The following is a 20,525-nucleotide window of genomic DNA, read 5'->3' as shown; positions in this document are numbered from 1 at the left end:
GTGCCGTCGTGTTTCGGGCGCGCTCGCGCCCGCGAGAGGACTGGTGAGAATGGGATCATGACTTCCCCCGCGCATCCGCCCGCGCATCCGTTCGACGCGCTGACGCGCGCGCGGCTCGATCGTCCCGAGAGTCGCAAGTGGAGCCTGCACGCGGGCAAGATCGGTGCCTGGGTGGCCGAGATGGACTTCGGAACCGCCCCCGCGATCGCGGAGGCCCTCGCGCGCGCGATCACCGACGGCACATTGGGGTACCTGTCCCCTCCGCTCGCTGCCGCCGTGGCCGACGCCACGGCGGAATGGATGTCTGCCGAGTACGGCTGGGCTGTGGATCCCGCCCGCGTGCACTCGGTCTCGGACGTCATGGCGGCGCTCGGCGTGGCGATCACCGAGTACTCCCCCGCCGGATCTGCGGTCATCGTTCCGACGCCGGCGTACATGCCGTTCCTGACCTACCTGCCGACGATCGGGCACCCGGTGATCGAGGTGCCGGGGGCCCTGATCGACGGCCGATGGCAGCACGATCTCGAGCGCATCGATGCCGCGTTCGCGGCGGGCGCCCGCACCCTGGTGCTCTGCAATCCGCACAACCCGACCGGGACCGTCCTCACCCGCGATGAGCTCCTCGCGATTGCCGCGATCGTCGAGCGTCACGGCGGCCGCGTGTTCGCCGACGAGATCCACGCACCGCTCCGCTTCGACGGACGCCCGCACATCCCGTACGCGTCGCTCTCACCCGAGACCGCGGCACACACGGTTACCGGCACGAGCGCGTCGAAAGCGTGGAACATCCCGGGACTCAAGGCCGCTCAGCTGATCACCTCCAACGACGCAGACCAGCAGGCCTACCGCCGCTTCGGCTTCGCCGTGCAGCACGGGGCGTCGACCCTGGGGGTTGTCGCTTCGACCGCCGCCTACCGGGAGGGCAAATCCTGGCTCGACGAGACGCGGGCATATCTCTCGGACAGCCGCCTCCTGCTCGCCGAGCTGCTCGCGACACACCTGCCCGGCGCGCGCTATCGTCCGCCCGAGGCGACGTACATCGCGTGGATCGACACCGCCGCCCTGGACATCCCCGATTCTCCAGTCGCGTTCTTCCGCGACCACGCCAACGTCGTGCTGACGGACGGAGCGCTGCTGGGAGCCGGGTACGAGAGATACGTTCGCCTCGTCTTCGCCACGCCCCGCCCGATCCTCGCGGAAGCGGTCGGCGCGATGGGCGACGCCTGGCGTGGCTTGCACCGGTAATGCTCGGCAACAAAACGCGACGGCTCGCCGGAGGGACTTAGCCTCGAGAAATGTCAGAAGCCAGCCTGCCGATCCTCGACCTCTCGCTCCTCGATCAGGGGGACGCTGCCGCGGCGCGATTCCGCGACGAATTGCGTGCCGCAACCCACGACGTCGGGTTCTTCTACCTGACCGGTACGGGCGTGAGCCCCGAGCTCGAGCAGCGACTGCTGGAAGTCTCTCGCGGGTTCTTCGCGCTGCCCGAGGCCGACAAGCTCGCGATCGAGAACGTGACGAGCCCCCACTTCCGTGGTTACACGCGCGTCGGCGGCGAGCGCACCCAGGGACACGTGGACTGGCGTGAGCAGATCGACATCGGGCCCGAGCGCGAGGCGATCACCGACCCCGAGGCGCCCGACTTCGCGCGCCTGATCGGACCGAACCTGTGGCCCGCCGCACAACCCGAGCTGCGCGAGGTCATCGACGAATGGCACGAGCACCTCACGGGAATCGCCCGCAAACTGCTCCGCGCCTGGGCCGTGGCGCTCGGCGCACCCGAGACCTACTTCGACGAGCACTTCGGTGAGCCGTCGACCCTGATCAAGATCGTCCGTTATCCCGGCAAGGACGACCCCGAACCGCAACAGGGAGTCGGCGCGCACAAGGACTCCGGCGTCTTGACGCTCCTGTGGATCGAGCCGGGCAAGGGCGGACTTCAGGTCGAGCGCGACGGTGCGTGGGTCGACGCGCCGCCCGTCCCGGGTGCCTTTGTCGTCAACATCGGCGAGCTGCTCGAGTACGCCACGCAGGGCTACCTCAAGGCGACGAATCACCGCGTGATCTCGCCGAAGTACCCCGACGAGCGCATCTCGGTGCCGTTCTTCTTCAACCCGGCGCTGGATCGACGGCTGCCGCTCATCGAGCTGCCGGACGAGCTCGCCGCCGAGGCATCCGGAGTCACACAGGATCCCGCAAATCCCATTCACGCGCTGTACGGCGAGAATGCGCTCAAGTCACGCCTGCGCGCGCATCCGGATGTCGCGGAGCGCTGGCACGCGGATCTGGTTGCGGAGCGGGCGGCAGCGGCCCGCTAGGCGTGGTCGAGGATTCGCCGAACTGACTCGGATGTCACGGCTCGAGGCTTCGCGTACGGCTGGACGGTGACGTCCGCGACGAAAGTCACCGCGCGCCGTGCTGCCTACCGCGAGTCCGCACCCAACCGCGTGAGACGTGCCGCGTGTTTTGCGTGGGCGGCGGCGTGCCCGAGAAGGGCCGCCAACACAGTCACCAACGCCGCGGCACCAACGCCCCAGCCGATGTGCACCTGAAGCAGCAGAGCACCGATAGCGGCACCGGCGGCGATCAGCACGATCGCGGCGAGCCGACGGAACCACGGTTGACCGGTGCCCCCCGCGAGCCGCGAGTCGGCCGCGAAACCGGTGATGGTCGACGTCACCACGACCGTGGTGACGTCCTTGACGGCGATATGCCGAGCCGTCGCCGCCTGGATGCCCATGCTCGCGGCCAGGAAGAACGTGATGAGGTACTCCCACGGCTGGGGTGGCGCTCCGTCCGTGACGAAGAGGCTCACCGCGAGCGCGGCCTGAACCAGCCCGACGACCGCAAAGAGCCACGTGGTGCGCGTCGTCCAACCCGCCGCGACCGGACGGAGCACCCGTCCCCCGACCACGGCGCCGAACATGAAGGCGAACAGAGCGAGCAGGGGGCCGATCCAGGGCAGGTCATCGGCGCCCGCGAGCGCCATGCCGAGGATGACGACGTTCCCCGTCATGTTGCCCGCGAAGACTTTGTCGAGGCCGAGATAACCGACCGCGTCGACGATGCCGGTCGAGAATGTGAGAGCCAGCATGAGCGCCAGATGCAGGCGCTCGGGAGCGGATCGAAGTTGGTTGAGCACGGGATACATCCTGTCGATTGCTCTGCGGGCGGGGTCAGCTCAGCGCCCGACGGCGTAGCCCTGCATACCGCGCGCGTTGGCTGCCGCAATGACCATCCCGTCGTCGCGGAATCCCGCGGCGCTCAGTCTGCCGAGACTCCACGCGGGAGCCACGACGACATCATGACCGCGATCGCGCAGCTCGTCGAGCGCCGCGTCTCCCACAGTCTGTTCGACGACGACGCCCCGCGGTTGGAAACTGCGCGGGAAGAAGGACGAGGGCATATGCGTGGAGTGCCATGTAGCCGCGTCGATCGATTCCTGCAGATTCATGCCGTGCGAGAGCAGGTTCAGGAGGAAGGTTACGGTCCATTGGTCCTGCTGATCTCCGCCCGGCGTCCCGAATGCCAGATAGGGGGCACCGTCACGCAGCAACATGCCGGGACTCAGGGTCGTGCGCGGTCGCTTGCGCGGCGCGATCGAGTTCGGCAGTCCCTGCTCGAGCCAGAACATCTGCGCTCGGGTCGGCAACGAGAAGCCGAGCCCCGGAATGGCCGGTGAGCTCTGCAGCCACCCCCCGCTCGGAGTCGCGGCCACCATGTTTCCCCAACGATCGACGACGTCGAGGTGGCAGGTGTCGCCGCGGACCACCCCCATGCTCGCGAGCGTCGGCTCACCCGTACCCGCGGCCGCATCGATCGGCGCGTCGAAGATGGATCTGGACAGGTGCGGTTCGTGCCCGCCCGGCGACCCGGGGCGCAATTCGCCCGATGACTCCTCGGTCACGAGCTGTGCGCGGCTGCGGGCGTAGTCGTCGGCGAGGAGCGCGTCGAGCGGGACGTCGACGAAGTTCGGATCGCCGTAGAAGGCCTCGCGATCGGCGAACGCGAGCTTGGCGGTCTCGGTCACGGCATGGATCATCTGCGCCGAACCGGGTGCGCCGATGTCTTGATGGGCGAGCATCGCAAGTTGCTGCAACAGGACGGGCCTCTGACCCCACGGCCCCGTCTTCGCCACGGTCACACCGCCGAACTCGATCGTCGTCGGACGCTCCCAGGTAGGCTCCCACTCCGCCATGTCTGCGCCGGTGAGCAACCCCGCGTGGTCGGAGCCGGTCGAATCGCGGACGGGTTGGCGCATCCACGCGTCGATCGCGTCGGCGACGAAGCCGCGGTAGAACTCGTCCCGTGCGCGCGCGATCACGGCCTCTCGACTGCCTCCGCCGGCGTTCGCATTCACCACGATCCGCTCCAGGGTGTCGGCCAGGAGCGGATTGCGGAAACGAGCCCGCGGCACCGGTTGCGTGCCGCCCGGCAAATAGATCTCGGCCGACGTGGTCCAGTGCTCCGACAAGAGCGAAGCCACCGAAGCAATCGCGACGGTCGCGTCGGGGACCAGGGGGTACCCGTGGCGCGCGTACTCGATCGCGAAGCGGGTCACCCTCTCCAGCGACAGCGTGCCGTGGCGCTCGAGCATGCTCATCCAGGCGCCGAACGATCCGGGCACGACGGCAGCGAGATGACCCGTTCCGGGAATGGCGCCCAGACCCAGATCGGCATAGGCCGCTGCGGTGGCGGCGGCGGGCGCCGGTCCCTGCCCGCACAAGACCCAGGGCTCTCCCCCGGCGACATCAAAACCCATGATGGGTGTGTCGCCGCCGAGGCCGTTCAGGTGCGGTTCGACGACGTGCAGCACGAGTCCCGCGGCGACGGCGGCATCAAACGCGTTGCCGCCCTCTTCGAGGACAGCCATCCCCGAACTCGACGCGAGCCAGTGCGTGGACGCGACCGCGCCGAACGTGCCCACGATCTCGGGGCGAGTGGTGAATTGCATGACACGGTCCTTCTGGAGTGCCGACAGGCGGCCACCGGCTGAAAGCGGGAACTATCCCGAGACCGTATCGTATACGAAACGTGCTCCGTGCACGCCTCGGCGATCAGTGGGTCGTGAAGCCGTCGTCACCACCCGTGTCGTGCGCACCAGGCTGCGTCGCGGCACGCCGCACGTGCTCGGCCATGAGACTTTCCGCGCGATCGGCATCACGCGCCTCGATCGCGTCGTAGATGTCGCGATGGTCACGCCAGAAGAACCGGTTGTCGACCGGGATGGAAGCCGTGTTGATCCATTCCGAACGCGCAGACAGCTGGTGCACGAACCCACCGAGCACGCTGTTGCCGCTCGCCGATGCGACGGCATCGTGGAAGCGCGAGTTCAGTCGGTGAAGCCTGTCCATCTGCCCGAGATCGATGGCGCGGTCATCCTCGTCCAGGATCTCCCTGATCGCAGCAAGATCGGCATCGGAGCGCTGGGTGGCGGCGAGCCGGGTGGTGTGCGGCTCGAGCACCGCCCGCGCGGTTCGAACCTCGTGCACGACCCGTTCGGTCAGATTCATGACGGTCGGGGAACCGAAATGGCGCAGCTCGACGAATCCCTCCGCGGCCAGCGCTCGCACAGCCTCGCGAATGGGCACACGAGACACGTTGAACGCCGATGCCAGCGCGGGTTCTGTCACCCGCGATCCCGGGGCGAGCTCGCCCCTGATGATCATGTCGCGAACGGCATCCACCAGGGCGGGGCCCCGCAGAATCGTCTCTTCAGGCATCGGCCCCCTCCTCGATCGATCGACCCCGATCGTATCCAGCCCGAGCCATTCATCGACGCACCGCCGAAAAAACCTCTTGCCTGGCGGTCGGTGCCGACGATACAGTGACGCAACTTCGTATACGAAGTGACCCGAATATTGCACCTGCAGAGTCGCTCGTGAGAATCACATCGCGTCGCCGCCTGCCCTTCACACACACCAACAGCAAGGACGACACCATGAGCACGTCACTCAGAGCGGCCGCACTCGTAGCGGTCAGCGCCATCGCGCTGACCGGCTGCGTCAGTACGGCTGCGCCATCCACCGACAACAGCACGGCGGCCTCGGACACCATCCTCCTCGGCGCCGTGATGGCCGAGACAGGCTTCATGTCCCCCTTCGACACCCCGGCGTTGAACTCACTCCGCATCGCGATCGATGAGCTCAACGGAGCCGGCGGAATCGACGGCACCCCCGTCGAGCTGCGGGTGATCGACACGGGTTCGGATCTCGAGAAGTACGCGCCGTCTGCACAGACGCTCATCGATGCCGGCGCGAAGGCGATCATCGTGACCTGCGACTACGACATCTCAAGCCCGGCGGCGCTCGTGGCGGAGCAGGCCGGAGTTCTGAACGTCTCCCCCTGTGTCGGCGACACGATCTACGGCCCCCGGGGCGGACTGGACATCGGGTTCTCGTTGGGCAACGCCACACCCGGAGAGGCCAGCGTGATGGCGGAGTTCGCTGACAGCAAGAGCTGGACGAACGCCGTCTTCCTGACCGACACATCGCTGAAGTACACCCAGAGCCAGTGCGCCATCGCGCGCGAGCGGTTCCTCGAGCTGGGCGGCACCGAGATCGCGGGCTACGACTACGTACAGGGCGAGAACATCAGCGAGGCCGTCTCGAGCATCGCCGCCGGCCCGGCCCCCGACGTGATCTTCAACTGCGGCTATAGCCCGGGCGGCGCACAGGTCGCGAAAGACCTGCGCGACGGCGGCATCGCGGCCCCGATCGTCTCGGGCTTCGGCATGGACGGAACGTTCTGGCTCGACTCCATCCCGGGCCTGACGGACTACTACGTGGTGACCTTCGCTTCCACCGCCGGAGACGACCCCGACCCCGCGGTCAACGACCTGGCGACTGTCTACGAGCAGACCTACGGCGCGCGCCCCACCGTGGGGAGCTTCGTGACCGGTCCCTCCACGCTCGACGCCATCGTCACGGCGCACGAGGTCGCTCAGAGCTGGGACGGCAAAGCGCTCGCGGACGCGTTCCTGACTTTCGACGGCCTCGAGTTGCTGGCTGGGCCGACGACCTTCACGCCGGAACTCCACGTGAACGTCGACCGCCCCCAGCGCGTCCTGGTGGTCGAAGACGGCGCCCTGAAGTTCGTCGAGCGACGCGCACCCGAGAAGGTCATCCTCGGTGACTGATCGTCTCGCCCCTGGAGCAGGCCGCGGAGGCGGCCTGCTCCAGGGGCATGGGATCACACGCTCATACCGCGGGGTGAAGGCGCTCCAGAACGTCACGATCGATGTCCCACTCGGGCGAGTCACGGGCCTGATCGGAGCCAACGGTGCCGGCAAGTCGACTCTCGTCAACATCCTGAGCGGGTACGACCGTCCGAACGGCGGCGGGGTCTTCATCGACGGCGGCGAGCTGCCCCGCGAGAGCGCCGAGCGGCGCACTCGCCGAGGTATCGCGCGCACGTTCCAACACGGTCACCTCTACCCGCGGCTGACCGTCCTCGAGAACGTGACGGTCGCCGCCCTGGCCTGTGGACTCTCGCGACGAGAGGGACGCTCACTCGCGCTGGCACTCCTCGCGGAACTGCAGCTCGAAGAATGGGCGATGCATGACGCCGACCACCTGCCGCACGGGGTGGAACGACGTCTCGGCGTGGCCAGGGCGCTGGCGACACGACCGAACTGGGTGCTTTTCGACGAACCCGCGGCCGGACTGAACGATGGCGAGGCCGAGCACTTCAGGGACACGATGCGCGCCCTCGCGACTCGCGGACTCGGCGTGCTGCTGATCGACCACAACATGCCACTCATCTTCGGAAGCTGTGACCACATCTTCGTCCTCGGCGCCGGACTGAACGTCATGGACGGTTCACCCGACTCGGTGCGCACCGACCCCCGCCTCGCAGCGTCGTACCTGGGCAACGCCGCACAGCAGATCGCCGAAGGAGCCGAGCATGGTGTCGACTGAATCGCCGCGGATCCTTACCGTCTCAGACCTTCGGGTCTCGTATCGCGGCGTGCCCGCCGTGTCGGGCGTGAGCTTCCACATCGATGCCGGCGAGCTCGTCGGGATCATCGGACCCAACGGCGCCGGAAAGTCCTCGACCCTGCTCGGCATCGTCAACGCCGTGCGCTCGGATTCCTCCGAGACCAGCCTCGGCGGCGTCGACCTACGTCGCATGCCACCCGAGCGCGTGGCGCGAACAGGACTGGCCCTCGTGCCCGAGGGACACCACATCTTCGGGCGACTCTCGGTGCGCGACAATCTGCGTCTCGGCTCCACGGCCCGGCGCGATCCCCGCGGCCTGGAAGAAGACCTGAAATGGGTGATCGAGCTGTTTCCCATCCTCGATGAGTTCGCGAATCGCCCCGCGGGGCTCCTCTCCGGCGGTCAACAGCAGCAGCTCGCGATCGGCCGCGCCCTGTTGGCGAACCCGATTCTCCTCGCACTCGACGAACCCTCTCTCGGACTGTCACCGACCGTCGTCGACACAGTCTTCGCAGCCATCGCGCGCATCCGCGAGCGCGGCACGGCGGTGCTCCTCGTCGAACAGCGAGCACAGCAAACGGTCGCGGCCGCCGATCGCACGTATGTGTTGAACGACGGGCGGATCGTGATGGACCTGGCTCCCGCCGACGCGGCCGACTCCGCCCTCCTGATGAAGGCCTACCTGGGATCATGATGCCCCTCCTGCAATCACTTTTCGACGCCGTCTCCGCGGGAGCCGTCTACGCGCTCGCGGCCCTCGCCATCGGTTTGGTCTTCGGCGTGCTGCGACTGGCGAACTTCGCCATCGGCGAGATCATCACCGGGTCGGCCTACGCTCTGATCCTCATCTGGCCTTTCTCGTGGCCGCTGGCGCTGGTCGCCTCGGTGGTCGTCGCCGTTGCACTATCTCTCCTGATGGATGCTGCCGTTTTCCGGTGGATGCGCTCACAGTCGCCGGCGACGCTCCTCATCGCGAGTTTCGGCCTGAGCATCCTGCTGCAGCGGACATATGACGGCATCTTCGGCACGAACGTCCGAACGGCATCCGTCGCTCCAGCCCTGACCACCTCGGTGACGATCGGCGGTCTGCGGATCAACCTGCTGGCGGTCGTCGCCGTCGTTCTGGCCGTCTGCCTGCTGGTGGGGGTGGGGCTCTTCCTGTCGCAGACGCGCGTCGGGCTGCAGGTGCAGGCCGCAGCAGCCGATTTCCGGATCGCGCGCATCCTCGGCATCCGATCCGGGGTCGTCATCTCCCTCACCTTCGTCATCAGCGGGGTACTCGCCGCCGCCGTTGCCTTCGTCCTGACCGCGCGATCCGGTGCCGTCGACCCGACTTTCGGCGTCCAGGCCACGCTGTTCGGTCTCATCGGCGCCGTCATCGGCGGCCTGAACCGCCTCGGTGGCGCGGTCGTCGGTGGGTTCGCCGTGGGCTTCGTTCTCTCACTCTTCACCGCCTGGCTCCCGGGCGGGCTCAACGATTTCCGGACGGCGTTCGTATATCTGCTCGTCATCGTCGTGCTCGTGATCGTCCCGAACGGCGTCTTCGCCGGCCGTACTCTCAAGGAGCGCGCATGACCACCGCCCAACCTGCTCGTAGCTGGATGCCCCGCTGGGTCGTGCCGTCCCCCGCCGTGGATCTGTGGACACTCGTCGTGCCCCTCGTCGTCGTCTGGTTGTTCTCCGCGTTCGCGAGCTCCGTCTCGCAGTCGGCCGCGATCGACCTGAGCTACGCCCTGGCAAACCTGATGATCGTCGTGGGAATGTGGACGTTCATCGGCAACAGCGGCGTTCTCTCCTTCGGCCACATCGCTTTCGTCGCCGTCGGCGCCTGGACGATGTCGCTCCTGACGATCAGCCCCGTGGTCAAGGCGTCCGTCATGCCCGAGCTCTTCCCCTGGCTCTCGGGTGCTGCGGTAGCGCCGCTCATCGCCCTGGTGATCGCGGCAGCGGTCGGCGGACTGCTGGCCCTCGTGAGCGGTCTCGCTCTCATGCGACTGCACGGGCTGGAGGCGGGCATCGCCACGTTCGCCCTCCTCGGCCTCGTCGTCCAGGTGCTCACGTACTGGAGCAGTGTGGGGCCGAAGTCAGGTCAGTCCATGACAGGCATCCCCCAGAGCTTCGACCTGCAGACGACGCTGTTGATCACCCTCGTCGTCATCACGATCGCCTGGACGTACGGAAAATCACGGAGCGCACGGATGCTTCGCGCATCTCGCGAGAGCGTGGTGGCCGCACCCGGGTCCGGCATCCGCATCACCCTGCATCGCGTTGTCGCGTTTGCCCTCTCGGGCGCACTGGCAGCCATCGGCGGAGCCGTGTGGGCACAGACGAACCGGGTCGTTCAGGCATCCCAGTTCTCATTGGATTTCACGTTCACCACGATGGCGATGCTGGTGATCGGAGGCATGCTCTCACTCTGGGGAGCCGTGGTCGGAACACTTCTGATCTCCACCCTCGATCACGTTCTCGGCCTGCTCGAGGGCGGTCTGCACATGGGGGGCGTCATCGTGTCGCTGCCCGCCGGCAGCCGCCTCATCGTGGTGGCCGCCGTCCTGGTCGTCGTGCTGATCCTGCGCCCGTCCGGCATCACCGGCGGCCGGGAAGCTCGCTGGCCGCTCCGGCCTCAAAACCCCTTCGCATCGTCTCTCCCAGGAGTGAAATGACTGTCGACCCGCCCATCCTGATCGCCGCACTGCTCAGGAGCATCGCCTCGAGCCGACTGGAACTCGTCGACCTGACGAGCACCCTCCGCGGATCCACGCCGATCATGACGCTGCCCGACCCGTTTGCGAGTCAGAGCGGCTTCGTCCTCGAGCAGCTGAGCCGGTACGACGAGCACGGGCCCGGCTGGTATCACAACAACATCCACACCGGCGAGCACTCCGGGACACACCTCGATGCTCCGATCCACTGGCTCAGCGGCAAAGAGGGCCGGGATGTCGCGAGCATCCCCCTCGATCGCCTGATCGGTCCGGCCTGTGTGATCGACGTGCGAGAACAGGTCGACGCCGATCCCGACTTCCTGCTCCAGCGGCATCATGTCGAAGAGTGGGAGGCACGGCACGGGCAGTTGCAACCCGGCAGCTGGCTGCTGTTGCGTACCGGATGGGACCGATACTCCGACGACCAGGAGGCTTTCGTGAACGCCGACGAGAACGGACCGCACAGCCCCGGCGTCTCGGGCGAGTGCGCGCTGTGGCTCGCAGAAGAACGCCCCATCTCGGGTTTCGGTGCCGACACTCTCGGTATCGACGCCGGTCGCGCGGGTGAGTTCGACCCGCCGTTTCCCATGCACAACCACCTGCTCGGCCACGACAAGTACGGGATCACCTCGCTTCAGAACCTGAGCAGGCTGCCCGAGACCGGGGCACTGTTGATCGTCGCACCATTGCGCATCGAAGGCGGCAGCGGCAGCCCCGCACGCGTGATCGCGCTCACCGCGGCCGACTCGGCGTAGTCGGTTCCCGACCGATTCAGCTCCCCACCCACCACACAGCCGGCTCGCACACTCCAGCATCCCTACGAGCTCGCGGATCACGATATTGAGGAGAAGTCATGGGCATGTTCGCACATAGGGCGATCGAGACGGTCGACGAAGCTCAGCGCAGGGCCAAGAAGTTGTTGCCCCACGATGTCTACACCGCGCTCGAGGCCGGCAGTGACGGCGGCGCGACGATGAAAGAGAATCTGCGCGCTTTCGAAGAGATCGGCATGATCCCCCGCATCGGCGCCGCGATCCCGACGCGCCTCGACCTGTCGGCGACATTCATGGGGCAGCCGATCGACCTGCCGGTGGTGATCGCGCCCGCCGCGGCGCAGGCGATGCACCCCGACGCCGAGATCGGCGTCGCACGGGCAGCGCAGCGCGCCGGCACCGCGATCGGTCTGAGCAACTTCGCGTCCGTCGCGATAGAGGACGTGACGCGTGAGAATTCGAAGTCGTTCGCACACGTGTACTGGTCGGGCGGGCGCGACGTCGTCGCGGACCGCATAGAACGCTTCCGGCAGGCCGGGGTCAAGGGCCTGATCTTCACGCTCGATCTGTCCGGCGGACGTGTCGCCTACCAGCCTCGCGACTGGGGCTCGCCGGTCTACCCGGACCGCCTGAACTTCGCTGCTCTCCTCAGGTACGCGCCGATGGCGATCGGCAACCCGTCCTGGTTCCTGCGCTACGCGAAGCGTCGCGTCATCCCGGGATTGAATGCTCCGAACATGAGCCGACGCGGAGGTCCGGTTCCGACCCTGGTCGGCGGCCTCTACGAATGGATGGACACGGCCATCCCCACGTGGGAGGACGTCGCCTGGCTCCGTGAGCTGTGGGGCGGCCCGTTCATGGTGAAGGGTCTGGTGGCGGCCGACGATGCGCGACGAGCGGTCGATGCGGGCGCGACGGCCGTCGGGGTCTCCAACCACGGCGGCAACAACCTCGACACGACTCCTTCGCCTCTGCGGTTCCTTCCCTCGGTCGTCCGCGCGGTCGGCGATCAGGTGGAGGTCACATTGGACAGCGGCGTCCGTCGGGGCACCGATGTGCTGAAGGCGCTCGCGCTCGGTGCATCAAGCGTGATGATCGGACGGCCGTGGTTCTACGGCCTCGCCGCCGACGGGGAACGCGGTGTATATGAGGTCCTCGAAACGTTCCGCGGCACGATCGAGCGAGCGCTCGTCGGGTTGGGCAAGTCCTCGATCCGCGATGTCACCGTCGACGATCTGGTGATTCCAAACGGGTTCATCCTCGACCCGGCACCGGAGTCCGCACGCGCGAGCCGCGCTGTCGCGCAGGAGAAGTAGCGGCGCTCGCGGCAGCGCGGTCGTCCGCGGATGCCGAGCTTCGCGTCCGACTTCGCAATCAGCGATCTGGTTCGCGCGTCGTAGCGTTGGGCCGAGGTCGGGGTCGGCGATTCCTGTCGCCCTCGAGGTCGCTCGGGCTCGAGAGCGTGCCGCGGATGGCGGTGGCCGCGGCGACGAGAGGCGAGACCAGGTGCGTGCGTCCGCCCGCGCCCTGACGTCCTTCGAAGTTGCGGTTGCTGGTCGAGGCGCACCGCTCCCCCGGAGCGAGCTGGTCCGGGTTCATGCCCAGGCACATGGAGCAGCCCGCGAACCGCCACTCGGCGCCGAAGTCCGTGATGATCTTGTCGAGCCCCTCGGCCTCGGCCTCGAGCCGCACCCGCGCCGAGCCCGGCACCACCATGACGCGGACGCCGTCGGCCTTCTTGCGCCCCCGGATGATCGAGGCGAAGGCGCGCAGGTCTTCTATGCGACTGTTCGTGCAGGAGCCCATGAAAACGGCATCGACCGCGACATCCTTCATCGGCGTCCCCGCCTTCAGATCCATGTACTCCAGCGCCCGCTCGGCCGCGGCCCGCTCGTTAGGGTCTGCGAAGTCGGACGGAGTCGGCACGACGTCGTTCAGCGATACACCCTGACCCGGGTTCGTTCCCCAGGTGACGAACGGTTCGAGCTCGTTCGCGTCGAGGAACACCTCGGCGTCGTACACCGCGCCCTCGTCGGACGGGAGCGTGCGCCAGTAGGCCACCGCATCCTCCCAATCCTGACCCTGGGGGGCGTGCGGCTTGTCTTTGACGTAGGCGAAGGTCGTCTCGTCCGGGGCGATCATGCCGGCGCGGGCCCCGGCCTCGATCGACATGTTGCACATCGTCATGCGGCCCTCCATCGAGAGGGAGCGGATGGCGCTGCCGCGGTATTCGAGCGCGTAGCCCTGCCCGCCGTTCGCACCGATCTTCGCGATGATCGCCAGGATGATGTCTTTTGCCGTCACGCCGGGCTTCAGCTCACCCTCGACCGTGATCGCCATGGTCTTGAAGGGCTTGAGCGGCAGTGTCTGCGTCGCCATGACGTGCTCGATCTCGCTCGTGCCGATACCAAATGCCATGGCACCGAACGCCCCGTGCGTGCTCGTGTGCGAGTCACCGCAGACGACCGTAATACCCGGCATCGTCAGACCCAGCTGCGGGCCGACGACGTGCACGATCCCCTGCTCCGTGTCGCCGAGCGAGTGCAGACGCACACCGAACTCCTCCGCGTTGCGGCGTAGGGTCTCGATCTGGGTCCGGCTCGTCAGATCCGCGATCGGCTTGTCGATCGCCAACGTCGGGGTGTTGTGATCCTCCGTCGCGATCGTCAGATCCAAGCGCCGCAACGGCCGCCCCTCAGCACGCAGACCATCGAACGCCTGAGGGCTCGTCACCTCATGCACGAGATGCAGATCGATGTAGATCAGGTCCGGCTCACCGTCATCACCCTTGACCACGACATGGTCATCCCAGACCTTCTCAGCCAGGGTGCGCGGTCCGCGCGACATCGCTCCAGAGAGATCTTCGGACACAGGAATCCTCTCGGTTATGTGGCTCGCGAAGGGCCTTGTCCGTACAAGGCCGGGCGCTCACGCATCTTCACCACCGTCGGCGAGCCGGTCCGCAAAGCCTCGATGCACGCATCCGTCGCGGCGGCGGCGGCGTACCCATCCCAGGCGTTCGGCCCCGTGACGATACCGCGCAGTGCATCCTCTGCCCAGGCGGTAAGTTCGCGACGATACGCATCCCCGAACCGCACCGTGAAGTCCTTCTCACGGACCCCGCTCGTCCGGAAGTCCAGACTGACCGCGGTCACCGGTGCGTTGGTCAAACGCGCCACGCCCTGACGTCCCACGACATCGCAGCCGATCTCGTATCCGTAACCGGCGCGCAAGAAGACCTCGGCGTACACCATGGCGCCGCGCTCCGTGCGGAAGGAGAAGAACTGCGGGTCCAGCCACTCATCGAGACCGGAACGACCTCCCGTTCCCGTGACGCTGACCTCGGCGATCTCGTCGTCAGCGAGCCAGCGGGTCGTATCTACTTCGTGCACGACGGCTTCGGTCGTGTGCATCGCCGAGGTGAAGTACTCCGGAACGTCCGCCGCGCGGTGGACGTACTGCAGCGCGACGATTTCGCCGAGGTCGCCTGTCTCTACAGCGGCTTTCAACTCGACGAAGGCCGTATCGAAGCGGCGCATGAACCCGACCTGCACGAACCGCCGGCCCGCCGCGATCTCCGCATCGATGATCAGCTCGCAGTCCGCACCCGTGAGCGCGAGCGGCTTCTCGCAGAAGACCGGTTTGCGATGTTCGATACAGGCCAGCACCAACGACAGATGCGACGCGGCGCTCGAGGCAATGGCGACGGCATCCACATCGTCGGATGCGATCAGCTCTTCCGCGCTCCGCGCGACCCGTACGTCTCCGGGTAGGCCTTCGGCGATCGCGTGAGCCCGGTCGAGGTCAAAGTCGGAGACGGCTACCAGCTCCCCCAGGGCGACCGAACGGGCGATCGTCGCCACCTGTTCGGACCCCACCATACCGAGGCCGATTACACCGATGCGGAGTCTGTTCATGTGTTCCTCGTTTCCGTGACCTGTCACAATGTGGACCACCCTTCCGGGCGGCTGTTGTCGAACTACTCGACGCCGGGTGTCTCAGCCCACGGTCGGCGGTGCCGCCGCCGCAGGTGGGCTGGACGCCTCCGGCCCGTCACCGTCCCCCGTCGCGCGCGCCCGCGGCCGCAATACCTGGAACTCGTTCGACCCGAACAGCCCCTGCGGTCGGAGCGCAAGGACCACGATCAGACCGATTCCGAGCGTCAGCGCCCCGAACTCCGGCATGCGCGGCAGCTGCAACCCGAACAGGAACAGCCCGCTCTCTACCTGACGCGCCAGCTCCTGCCAGATCGCGACGATAGCCGCACCGACGATCGCTCCACTGATGCTGCGCACCCCGCCGATCACGGCCATGATCACGACGACGATCGCCGGGTCGATGCTGAAAGTCGTCGGCGAGAATGCCGTCAGGTAGTGCGCCCACACCGCCCCCGAGGCTCCGGAGAGGAGGCCTCCCAACAGGAGAGCCGGCATACGCACCCGAGTAGGCGAGAGTCCGGAGGACTCCGCGGCAACGGCGTCGTCGCGCCCTCCGCGAGCCTCCAGGCCCCACCGCGAGAACTTGAATGCCGTGCCGATGAGGGTGATCGCGACCACGGTGAGCCCGGCGACCGGGATCGTCGTGTCGTAAGGCACCCCCGGAAAGACCATTGCCCCGCGCGTGATCGCCGGCGTCTCGCGCAAGAGATCGGAAACGATGAACATGAGCCCCAGGCTGACGACCGCGGCGGCAAGTCCCGATACCCGCACGAGCACCGGCCCCGCGATCGCCGCGACCACGGCGCCCGCGAGTCCACCCATGAGCACGCTGACCCCGAAGCTCACCTCGACACCCGCGAGCCACTCGGGCAGATCGGGCAGAAGACTTGTCCGCGACGCCACGGGGACGGTCAGAACCCCGGAGACATAGGCGCCGACGGCGACGAAAGCGAACTGGCCGAAGAAGATCAGGCCCGTGTTGCCCATGATCACCTGCAACGAGACCGTCAGGCAGACGAAGACCAGACCCGAGACCACGATGGCCTCGAAAGTGCCGCCGGTGGCGGCGTCGATCGCAAACGCGATTGCCACCACGACGAGTGAGATTGCCGTCGGCCCGCCGACCGCGCTGGCGTATCCCCGCGAGGTCTGCACCCTGTCGGGGAAGAACATTCGTGATCTGCTCATTTCGTGGGCACCACCTTGCGTTGAAGGAGTCCGTCCGGTCGCAGCAGCAAAACCGCGATCAGCAGGGTGTACGTGAGGGCGCGCGTGAGGCCCTGAACGTCACTGGGCAGATATGCGGCCATGAACGAGTCCACGAGTCCGAGCAGCAGCCCGCCCAGCACGGCGCCGCCGATGTTGCGCAGCCCCCCGAGGACGAGCGCAACGAATGCAACCATCGTGATCTCGAGGCCAGACCGGGGGGTGACGCTGCCAGCCTTTGCGTACCAGAGGAAGGATGCGATGCAGGCCAGTACGCCCGCGATCACGAGAGCCGTGGTGACGACACGTCGGGTGCGCACGCCGACCAGGGCGGCGGTCGACATACTCTGTGCCGTCGCGCGCATCTTCAGGCCCAGATCTGTCGCGCGCAGGAGGATGAGAACCCCGCCAAGTGCAACCAGCGCGACGCTCAGGCTCGTCAGGCTCGCGGCGCTGATTCTCAGATCGCCGAGGACTATCACTCCGCCGAACCAATCCGGGGCAGGGTAAAGCCGCGGTGCGTCACCGAAGAACAGGACCGCGGCCGCCTGCAGCACGAGTCCGAAAGCGAGCGACTTCAGCATGAGGACCTCGCTTCCGGCCGGACTGCCAACGAGGAACGTCAGCCGCCCTCCAACCACCGCGATCACGACGACGATGGCCGTCGCGATCAGGAGCGCCGGCAGGAGGGGTATGGCTGCCGTGAGGCTTACCGTGATCGATGCGGCCCACATGACGAGCCAGCCATGCGCGAAGTTCGGGAAGGACATGACCGCGCTCACGACGGCAACACCGACCGCGAGGACGGCATACACCCCGCCCTGGGAGAGACCGTCGAACACGGCCTGTAAGAACTGAATCACTCTGCCATCGCCTCCTCGCCAAGGAGCGCGGCGGTGAGAACCCGTTCGTCCTGGAGCATCTCCGCTCCCCCAGACATGACGATCTCACCGCCGCGCATGACAACGACGTGGTCGGCCAAGTCCACGAGCCGCAGAGGTGACTCCTCGATGACCAGGAGCGACACACCGTTCTCTGTGAGCGCGCCGAGGATCTCGTACACCGAATCCACGATTGCTGGCGCAAGACCCATCGACGGCTCGTCCACAATCAACACCTGCGGCGCGGCCGCGAGAGCGCGCCCGATCGCGACGATCTGCTGTTGGCCGCCCGAAAGCGAACCCGCCCGGCTGTTACGAAACGCCGCGAGCGCAGGGATCAGCTCGAATACGTCCTCCACGGCAGCCTTGCGAGCCGAAGCGGGACGCGTGAGCGCGCCCATGCGGACGTTCTCGGCGGCCGAAAGGCTCGGGAACACCTCGCGTCCCTGCGGGCAGAGCACGATTCCGAGCCGACAGCGTTCCTGGACGGGCATCTTCGTGATGTCCGCCCCCTGGAAGGTAACTTTTCCCGAAGACGGGATGACTCTCCCCGCCACAGCGGATGCGAGTGTCGTTTTTCCCGCGCCGTTCACGCCCGTCAGCGCGGTGACCTGTCCGGCGCCGAGAGTCAGGCTCACGCCGTGGAGAACGGTGTCTCCCGATCCGTAGCCGGCAATCAGATCCGTTGCTTCAAGCACTGGCATGTCGCTCTCCCAGATAGCACTCCAGCACTTGCGCGTCCTTGAACGCTGCGGCCGGGGTTCCGTCGAAAATCAATTGGCCCTGGCGAAGAACGAGCACCCGCGAGCAGACCCGCGCGATGAGGGCCATGTCGTGGTCGACCACCAGAGTTCCGACCCCGCGCGACGTCAGATCCGCGATGATCCCGGGCAGTCGCTGCCGTTCGGACAGGTCAAGACCGGCCCCGGGCTCATCCAGCAGGACGTACCGAGGCTCGCCGTTGAGGACCCTGGCGAGTTCGACCCGACGTCGGTGACCCCAAGAGAGGTCACCGACGCGGGCGTCCACGTCGTGCTCGAGGCCGAAAGTGCGGGCGATGTCCTGGACGATCGCTTCCGAGCCTCGGCGCCAGCCACCGGCCAGCCGGGCAGACATGGCGATGTTCTCGCGAACGGTCAGATCCTCGAACAACCGGAGGTTCTGAAAGTTCCGGGCCAGCCCCGCTTGCGCCCGCGCCCGCATCGAGAACCTCGTGACGTCCTTGCCCTCAAAGGCGATCGATCCTTCTGTGGCGTGTAGCAAGCCGGACAGGCAGTTCACGAAGGTGCTCTTGCCGGACCCGTTGGGACCGATCAGGCCGGTGCAGACGCCCTGCGCGAGATCGATCGAGACGCCCGACAGGGCCTTGAGCCGCCCGAACGACATCCCCACTCCCCGCGCCGAGACGACCGCGTGGGCGTCAGCGGACAACGTCGATCACTCCCCGTCAGTGAGGTTGTACGAGCCAACCTGCTCGAAAGCACCCTCCGGCGTGAATCCCACGACGACGTTGCTGCCGAGGATGTGGCCGTCCTTCCACTCGTAGACCGTGCGCATCGGCAGTTCGACGTCTTTCTGAGCGAACAGGGCCTTCTCGATGGCCGCTCCGTCCGTGGAGTTCGCGGTCTTGATCGCGTCGAACAGTGCCCACATCGACCAGTACGACTCGACGGCCTGGTGGTTCTCCGGGTAGGTGCCCGTCTTCTCCTTGTACTTCTCGACGTACGCCTGAGCAGCTTCGCTGACGTCCTCGCCTTCGGTGTAGGCGCCGGCGGTGTAGAAGACATTGTCCGTGTGACCGTCCAGCGCGTCGACGATGTTGCGCGTCGCCCACGTCGCGTTACCCACCACGGGGGTCTCGACTCCAGCCTTTCGAAGCTGGGCGATCATCGTTGGTGCGTCGGGGTACTGGGTGGCGAGCAGGATCATCGGGTTGTCGGCTTCGCCGACCGAGCGCTTGATATCGCTGATGACCGCCGAGAAGTCGGTCTGACCCGGCTTGAGGACCGAGCTGCCCAGGTCGTCCATATCGTCCCCCGCATCTTCGCGGAAGAGACGCTCGACGATGGTGAAGTACGGATAGGCGTCGTTGGTGACGTAGTAGACCGAGTCGTACCCCTGCTCCTTCGCGAATGCCGCCGCGGTCTTGCCGTTGAGGCTCGCCATGCTCCCGCCGGTGGCGAAGAGCGCTCCGACGCCCGGCGCGTAGTCATCTTCGGAACTCCCCGCCATGCTGAAGATTCCCTCTTTCTGGGCGACCAACGCAGCCGGCGTGCCGAGGCCCCCTTGGTTGGGCGGAAGGAGCACCTCGGCGCCTGCGGCGATCAACTCGCTGGCGACCTGCCTGCCGACGGCGGGGTCGGATTTGGTGTCCTGTGTGACGAGCTCGATTTCGCAGCCGTTGATTCCGCCCTCGGCGTTGATCTGTTCGACGGCGAGCTCTTCGGCGTTCGAGCCAGCCGTGTCGTAGAACGCGAACCCCCCGCTGAGCGCCTTGGCAGAGCCGAGCGTGATCGTGCCGTCTGCGCACAGTTCGCCCGAGGCGTCGGGCGCGGCGTTGTTGCCGCCGGAACCTCCGCTGCAGCCGGCGAGGACGAGGCTGAAGCCAACCACGCCGGCGAGGGTGGCCTTCTTGCTCCAGGACGCGATCTGTGAGTGTTGAGTGTTCATGTGTCGACCTCGTTCTTGTTTGCCACTGTCGTGGTGTGCATTGTGAAATCCCGGCGGCCTCGAAGAGCAGGAGCCGGCGATCGCGTCCCCCGCTGTGCGGACGACGATCGACGCTGTGTTCTGCCTGGCTGATGAGAACCGACGGATGGACGGGCTCGACGCCGCCTCGGGCGAGGGACAGTCGATTGCTGCGTGTACGTCACCGGCGATGTGTCGCCGGGTGTAGCCGGGTGGTGCGGTCTGGCGAAAGCAGGCTCGGACTATCGGGCACGGCGCCATCAACGACTCCGCGCTCTGCCACCAACCCGATCTCGGATCGATCGAGGAGCGATAGCCCCGGAGGCCGCCCTCCGTGCTCGATGCCTCGTGAGCAGTCGATCGGGGAGTTTGAAGCGCCCCAGGTTTGATGCCGCAT

Annotated in this window: 19 protein-coding genes; 9 read left to right on the top strand and 10 right to left on the bottom strand. The window is 66.9% G+C overall.

Going from position 1 to position 20,525, the window contains the following annotated elements; translation table 11 throughout:
• Nucleotides 1-57: 57 nt before the first annotated feature.
• Together MIC448_RS08385 and MIC448_RS08380 are read left to right on the top strand one after the other, a co-directional pair.
• A complete protein-coding gene (locus tag MIC448_RS08385; RefSeq protein WP_036298232.1) occupies nucleotides 58-1,245 on the top strand; it encodes a MalY/PatB family protein in 1,188 nt (395 codons plus the stop codon).
• Between the two features lie 50 nt (nucleotides 1,246-1,295).
• On the top strand, nucleotides 1,296-2,318 hold the full coding sequence (locus tag MIC448_RS08380; RefSeq protein WP_036298230.1) for an isopenicillin N synthase family oxygenase: 1,023 nt from the start codon (nucleotides 1,296-1,298) through the stop codon (nucleotides 2,316-2,318).
• Nucleotides 2,319-2,422: 104 nt separating this feature from the next.
• On the opposite strand, the gene MIC448_RS08375 is transcribed toward MIC448_RS08380, so the two are convergent.
• The 3 genes from MIC448_RS08375 to MIC448_RS08365 form a co-directional block, all read right to left on the bottom strand.
• Complete coding sequence (locus MIC448_RS08375; protein ID WP_243419933.1) at nucleotides 2,423-3,142, bottom strand: YoaK family protein; 720 nt, start codon at nucleotides 3,140-3,142, stop codon at nucleotides 2,423-2,425.
• A 39-nt stretch (nucleotides 3,143-3,181) separates the two neighbouring features.
• Complete coding sequence (locus tag MIC448_RS08370; protein WP_036298229.1) at nucleotides 3,182-4,954, bottom strand: gamma-glutamyltransferase family protein; 1,773 nt, start codon at nucleotides 4,952-4,954, stop codon at nucleotides 3,182-3,184.
• 103 nt (nucleotides 4,955-5,057) lie between these two features.
• Nucleotides 5,058-5,723, bottom strand: a complete 666-nt coding sequence (locus tag MIC448_RS08365; RefSeq protein ID WP_036298227.1) for a GntR family transcriptional regulator — start codon at nucleotides 5,721-5,723, stop codon at nucleotides 5,058-5,060.
• 218 nt (nucleotides 5,724-5,941) lie between these two features.
• On the opposite strand from MIC448_RS08365, the gene MIC448_RS08360 reads away from it, so the two are divergent.
• From MIC448_RS08360 to mftD, 7 genes are all read left to right on the top strand, one after another.
• Entirely contained in the window at nucleotides 5,942-7,138 is a 1,197-nt protein-coding gene (locus MIC448_RS08360; RefSeq protein ID WP_144238021.1) for an ABC transporter substrate-binding protein, read from the top strand.
• Complete coding sequence (locus MIC448_RS08355) at nucleotides 7,131-7,919, top strand: ABC transporter ATP-binding protein (protein ID WP_081766289.1); 789 nt, start codon at nucleotides 7,131-7,133, stop codon at nucleotides 7,917-7,919. Before MIC448_RS08360 ends, MIC448_RS08355 begins: the two co-directional genes overlap by 8 nt.
• On the top strand, nucleotides 7,906-8,634 hold the full coding sequence (locus MIC448_RS08350; protein WP_036298223.1) for an ABC transporter ATP-binding protein: 729 nt from the start codon (nucleotides 7,906-7,908) through the stop codon (nucleotides 8,632-8,634). Before MIC448_RS08355 ends, MIC448_RS08350 begins: the two co-directional genes overlap by 14 nt.
• Nucleotides 8,634-9,515, top strand: a complete 882-nt coding sequence (locus tag MIC448_RS08345) for a branched-chain amino acid ABC transporter permease (RefSeq protein WP_157811297.1) — start codon at nucleotides 8,634-8,636, stop codon at nucleotides 9,513-9,515. The genes MIC448_RS08350 and MIC448_RS08345 overlap by 1 nt, the downstream gene beginning before the upstream one ends.
• On the top strand, nucleotides 9,512-10,603 hold the full coding sequence (locus MIC448_RS08340) for a branched-chain amino acid ABC transporter permease (RefSeq protein ID WP_081766288.1): 1,092 nt from the start codon (nucleotides 9,512-9,514) through the stop codon (nucleotides 10,601-10,603). The genes MIC448_RS08345 and MIC448_RS08340 overlap by 4 nt, the downstream gene beginning before the upstream one ends.
• A complete protein-coding gene (locus tag MIC448_RS08335; protein ID WP_036298219.1) occupies nucleotides 10,600-11,397 on the top strand; it encodes a cyclase family protein in 798 nt (265 codons plus the stop codon). The genes MIC448_RS08340 and MIC448_RS08335 overlap by 4 nt, the downstream gene beginning before the upstream one ends.
• A gap of 98 nt (nucleotides 11,398-11,495) precedes the next feature.
• Nucleotides 11,496-12,731 carry a pre-mycofactocin synthase MftD gene (mftD, locus tag MIC448_RS08330; RefSeq protein ID WP_219811442.1) on the top strand — a complete coding sequence of 412 codons (1,236 nt, stop codon included), beginning with the start codon at nucleotides 11,496-11,498 and terminating at the stop codon, nucleotides 12,729-12,731.
• A 58-nt stretch (nucleotides 12,732-12,789) separates the two neighbouring features.
• Here the strand turns inward: mftD and leuC are convergent, their stop codons facing one another.
• From leuC to MIC448_RS08295, 7 genes are all read right to left on the bottom strand, one after another.
• Nucleotides 12,790-14,262 carry a 3-isopropylmalate dehydratase large subunit gene (leuC, locus tag MIC448_RS08325; protein WP_051513424.1) on the bottom strand — a complete coding sequence of 491 codons (1,473 nt, stop codon included), beginning with the start codon at nucleotides 14,260-14,262 and terminating at the stop codon, nucleotides 12,790-12,792.
• 38 nt (nucleotides 14,263-14,300) lie between these two features.
• The gene (locus tag MIC448_RS08320) at nucleotides 14,301-15,332 is read right to left on the bottom strand and encodes a Gfo/Idh/MocA family protein (RefSeq protein ID WP_036298217.1); all 1,032 of its coding nucleotides are present in this window, start codon (nucleotides 15,330-15,332) and stop codon (nucleotides 14,301-14,303) included.
• Between the two features lie 81 nt (nucleotides 15,333-15,413).
• Nucleotides 15,414-16,541 (bottom strand): branched-chain amino acid ABC transporter permease, encoded by a 1,128-nt coding sequence (locus MIC448_RS08315; RefSeq protein ID WP_081766287.1) that lies wholly within the window; start codon nucleotides 16,539-16,541, stop codon nucleotides 15,414-15,416.
• On the bottom strand, nucleotides 16,538-17,422 hold the full coding sequence (locus MIC448_RS08310) for a branched-chain amino acid ABC transporter permease (protein ID WP_036298214.1): 885 nt from the start codon (nucleotides 17,420-17,422) through the stop codon (nucleotides 16,538-16,540). Before MIC448_RS08310 ends, MIC448_RS08315 begins: the two co-directional genes overlap by 4 nt.
• Nucleotides 17,419-18,144, bottom strand: a complete 726-nt coding sequence (locus tag MIC448_RS08305) for an ABC transporter ATP-binding protein (RefSeq protein ID WP_036298212.1) — start codon at nucleotides 18,142-18,144, stop codon at nucleotides 17,419-17,421. The genes MIC448_RS08310 and MIC448_RS08305 overlap by 4 nt, the downstream gene beginning before the upstream one ends.
• Nucleotides 18,131-18,871 (bottom strand): ABC transporter ATP-binding protein, encoded by a 741-nt coding sequence (locus MIC448_RS08300; RefSeq protein ID WP_144238020.1) that lies wholly within the window; start codon nucleotides 18,869-18,871, stop codon nucleotides 18,131-18,133. The genes MIC448_RS08305 and MIC448_RS08300 overlap by 14 nt, the downstream gene beginning before the upstream one ends.
• A 6-nt stretch (nucleotides 18,872-18,877) precedes the next feature.
• Complete coding sequence (locus MIC448_RS08295) at nucleotides 18,878-20,110, bottom strand: ABC transporter substrate-binding protein (protein ID WP_036298208.1); 1,233 nt, start codon at nucleotides 20,108-20,110, stop codon at nucleotides 18,878-18,880.
• Nucleotides 20,111-20,525 lie beyond the last annotated feature (415 nt).

The organism is Microbacterium sp. C448 (genome assembly GCF_000582705.2).
Lineage (GTDB): Bacteria > Actinomycetota > Actinomycetes > Actinomycetales > Microbacteriaceae > Microbacterium > Microbacterium lacus_A.
The sequence above is the reverse complement of the archived record's forward strand: the minus strand, read 5'-3'. Positions and strand labels throughout refer to the sequence as shown.

What these genes read in the sequence shown, in the direction of transcription:
- mftD (WP_219811442.1), top strand. Translation starts at nt 11,496, where the DNA reads ATGGGCATGTTCGCACATAGGGCGATCGAGACGGTCGACGAAGCTCAG.
- MIC448_RS08380 (WP_036298230.1), top strand. Translation starts at nt 1,296, where the DNA reads ATGTCAGAAGCCAGCCTGCCGATCCTCGACCTCTCGCTCCTCGATCAG.
- MIC448_RS08320 (WP_036298217.1), bottom strand. Translation starts at nt 15,332, where the DNA reads ATGAACAGACTCCGCATCGGTGTAATCGGCCTCGGTATGGTGGGGTCC.
- MIC448_RS08315 (WP_081766287.1), bottom strand. Translation starts at nt 16,541, where the DNA reads ATGAGCAGATCACGAATGTTCTTCCCCGACAGGGTGCAGACCTCGCGG.
- MIC448_RS08345 (WP_157811297.1), top strand. Translation starts at nt 8,634, where the DNA reads ATGCCCCTCCTGCAATCACTTTTCGACGCCGTCTCCGCGGGAGCCGTC.
- MIC448_RS08340 (WP_081766288.1), top strand. Translation starts at nt 9,512, where the DNA reads ATGACCACCGCCCAACCTGCTCGTAGCTGGATGCCCCGCTGGGTCGTG.
- MIC448_RS08350 (WP_036298223.1), top strand. Translation starts at nt 7,906, where the DNA reads ATGGTGTCGACTGAATCGCCGCGGATCCTTACCGTCTCAGACCTTCGG.
- MIC448_RS08295 (WP_036298208.1), bottom strand. Translation starts at nt 20,110, where the DNA reads ATGAACACTCAACACTCACAGATCGCGTCCTGGAGCAAGAAGGCCACC.
- MIC448_RS08370 (WP_036298229.1), bottom strand. Translation starts at nt 4,954, where the DNA reads ATGCAATTCACCACTCGCCCCGAGATCGTGGGCACGTTCGGCGCGGTC.
- MIC448_RS08385 (WP_036298232.1), top strand. Translation starts at nt 58, where the DNA reads ATGACTTCCCCCGCGCATCCGCCCGCGCATCCGTTCGACGCGCTGACG.
- leuC (WP_051513424.1), bottom strand. Translation starts at nt 14,262, where the DNA reads ATGTCGCGCGGACCGCGCACCCTGGCTGAGAAGGTCTGGGATGACCAT.
- MIC448_RS08305 (WP_036298212.1), bottom strand. Translation starts at nt 18,144, where the DNA reads ATGCCAGTGCTTGAAGCAACGGATCTGATTGCCGGCTACGGATCGGGA.
- MIC448_RS08365 (WP_036298227.1), bottom strand. Translation starts at nt 5,723, where the DNA reads ATGCCTGAAGAGACGATTCTGCGGGGCCCCGCCCTGGTGGATGCCGTT.
- MIC448_RS08335 (WP_036298219.1), top strand. Translation starts at nt 10,600, where the DNA reads ATGACTGTCGACCCGCCCATCCTGATCGCCGCACTGCTCAGGAGCATC.
- MIC448_RS08360 (WP_144238021.1), top strand. Translation starts at nt 5,942, where the DNA reads ATGAGCACGTCACTCAGAGCGGCCGCACTCGTAGCGGTCAGCGCCATC.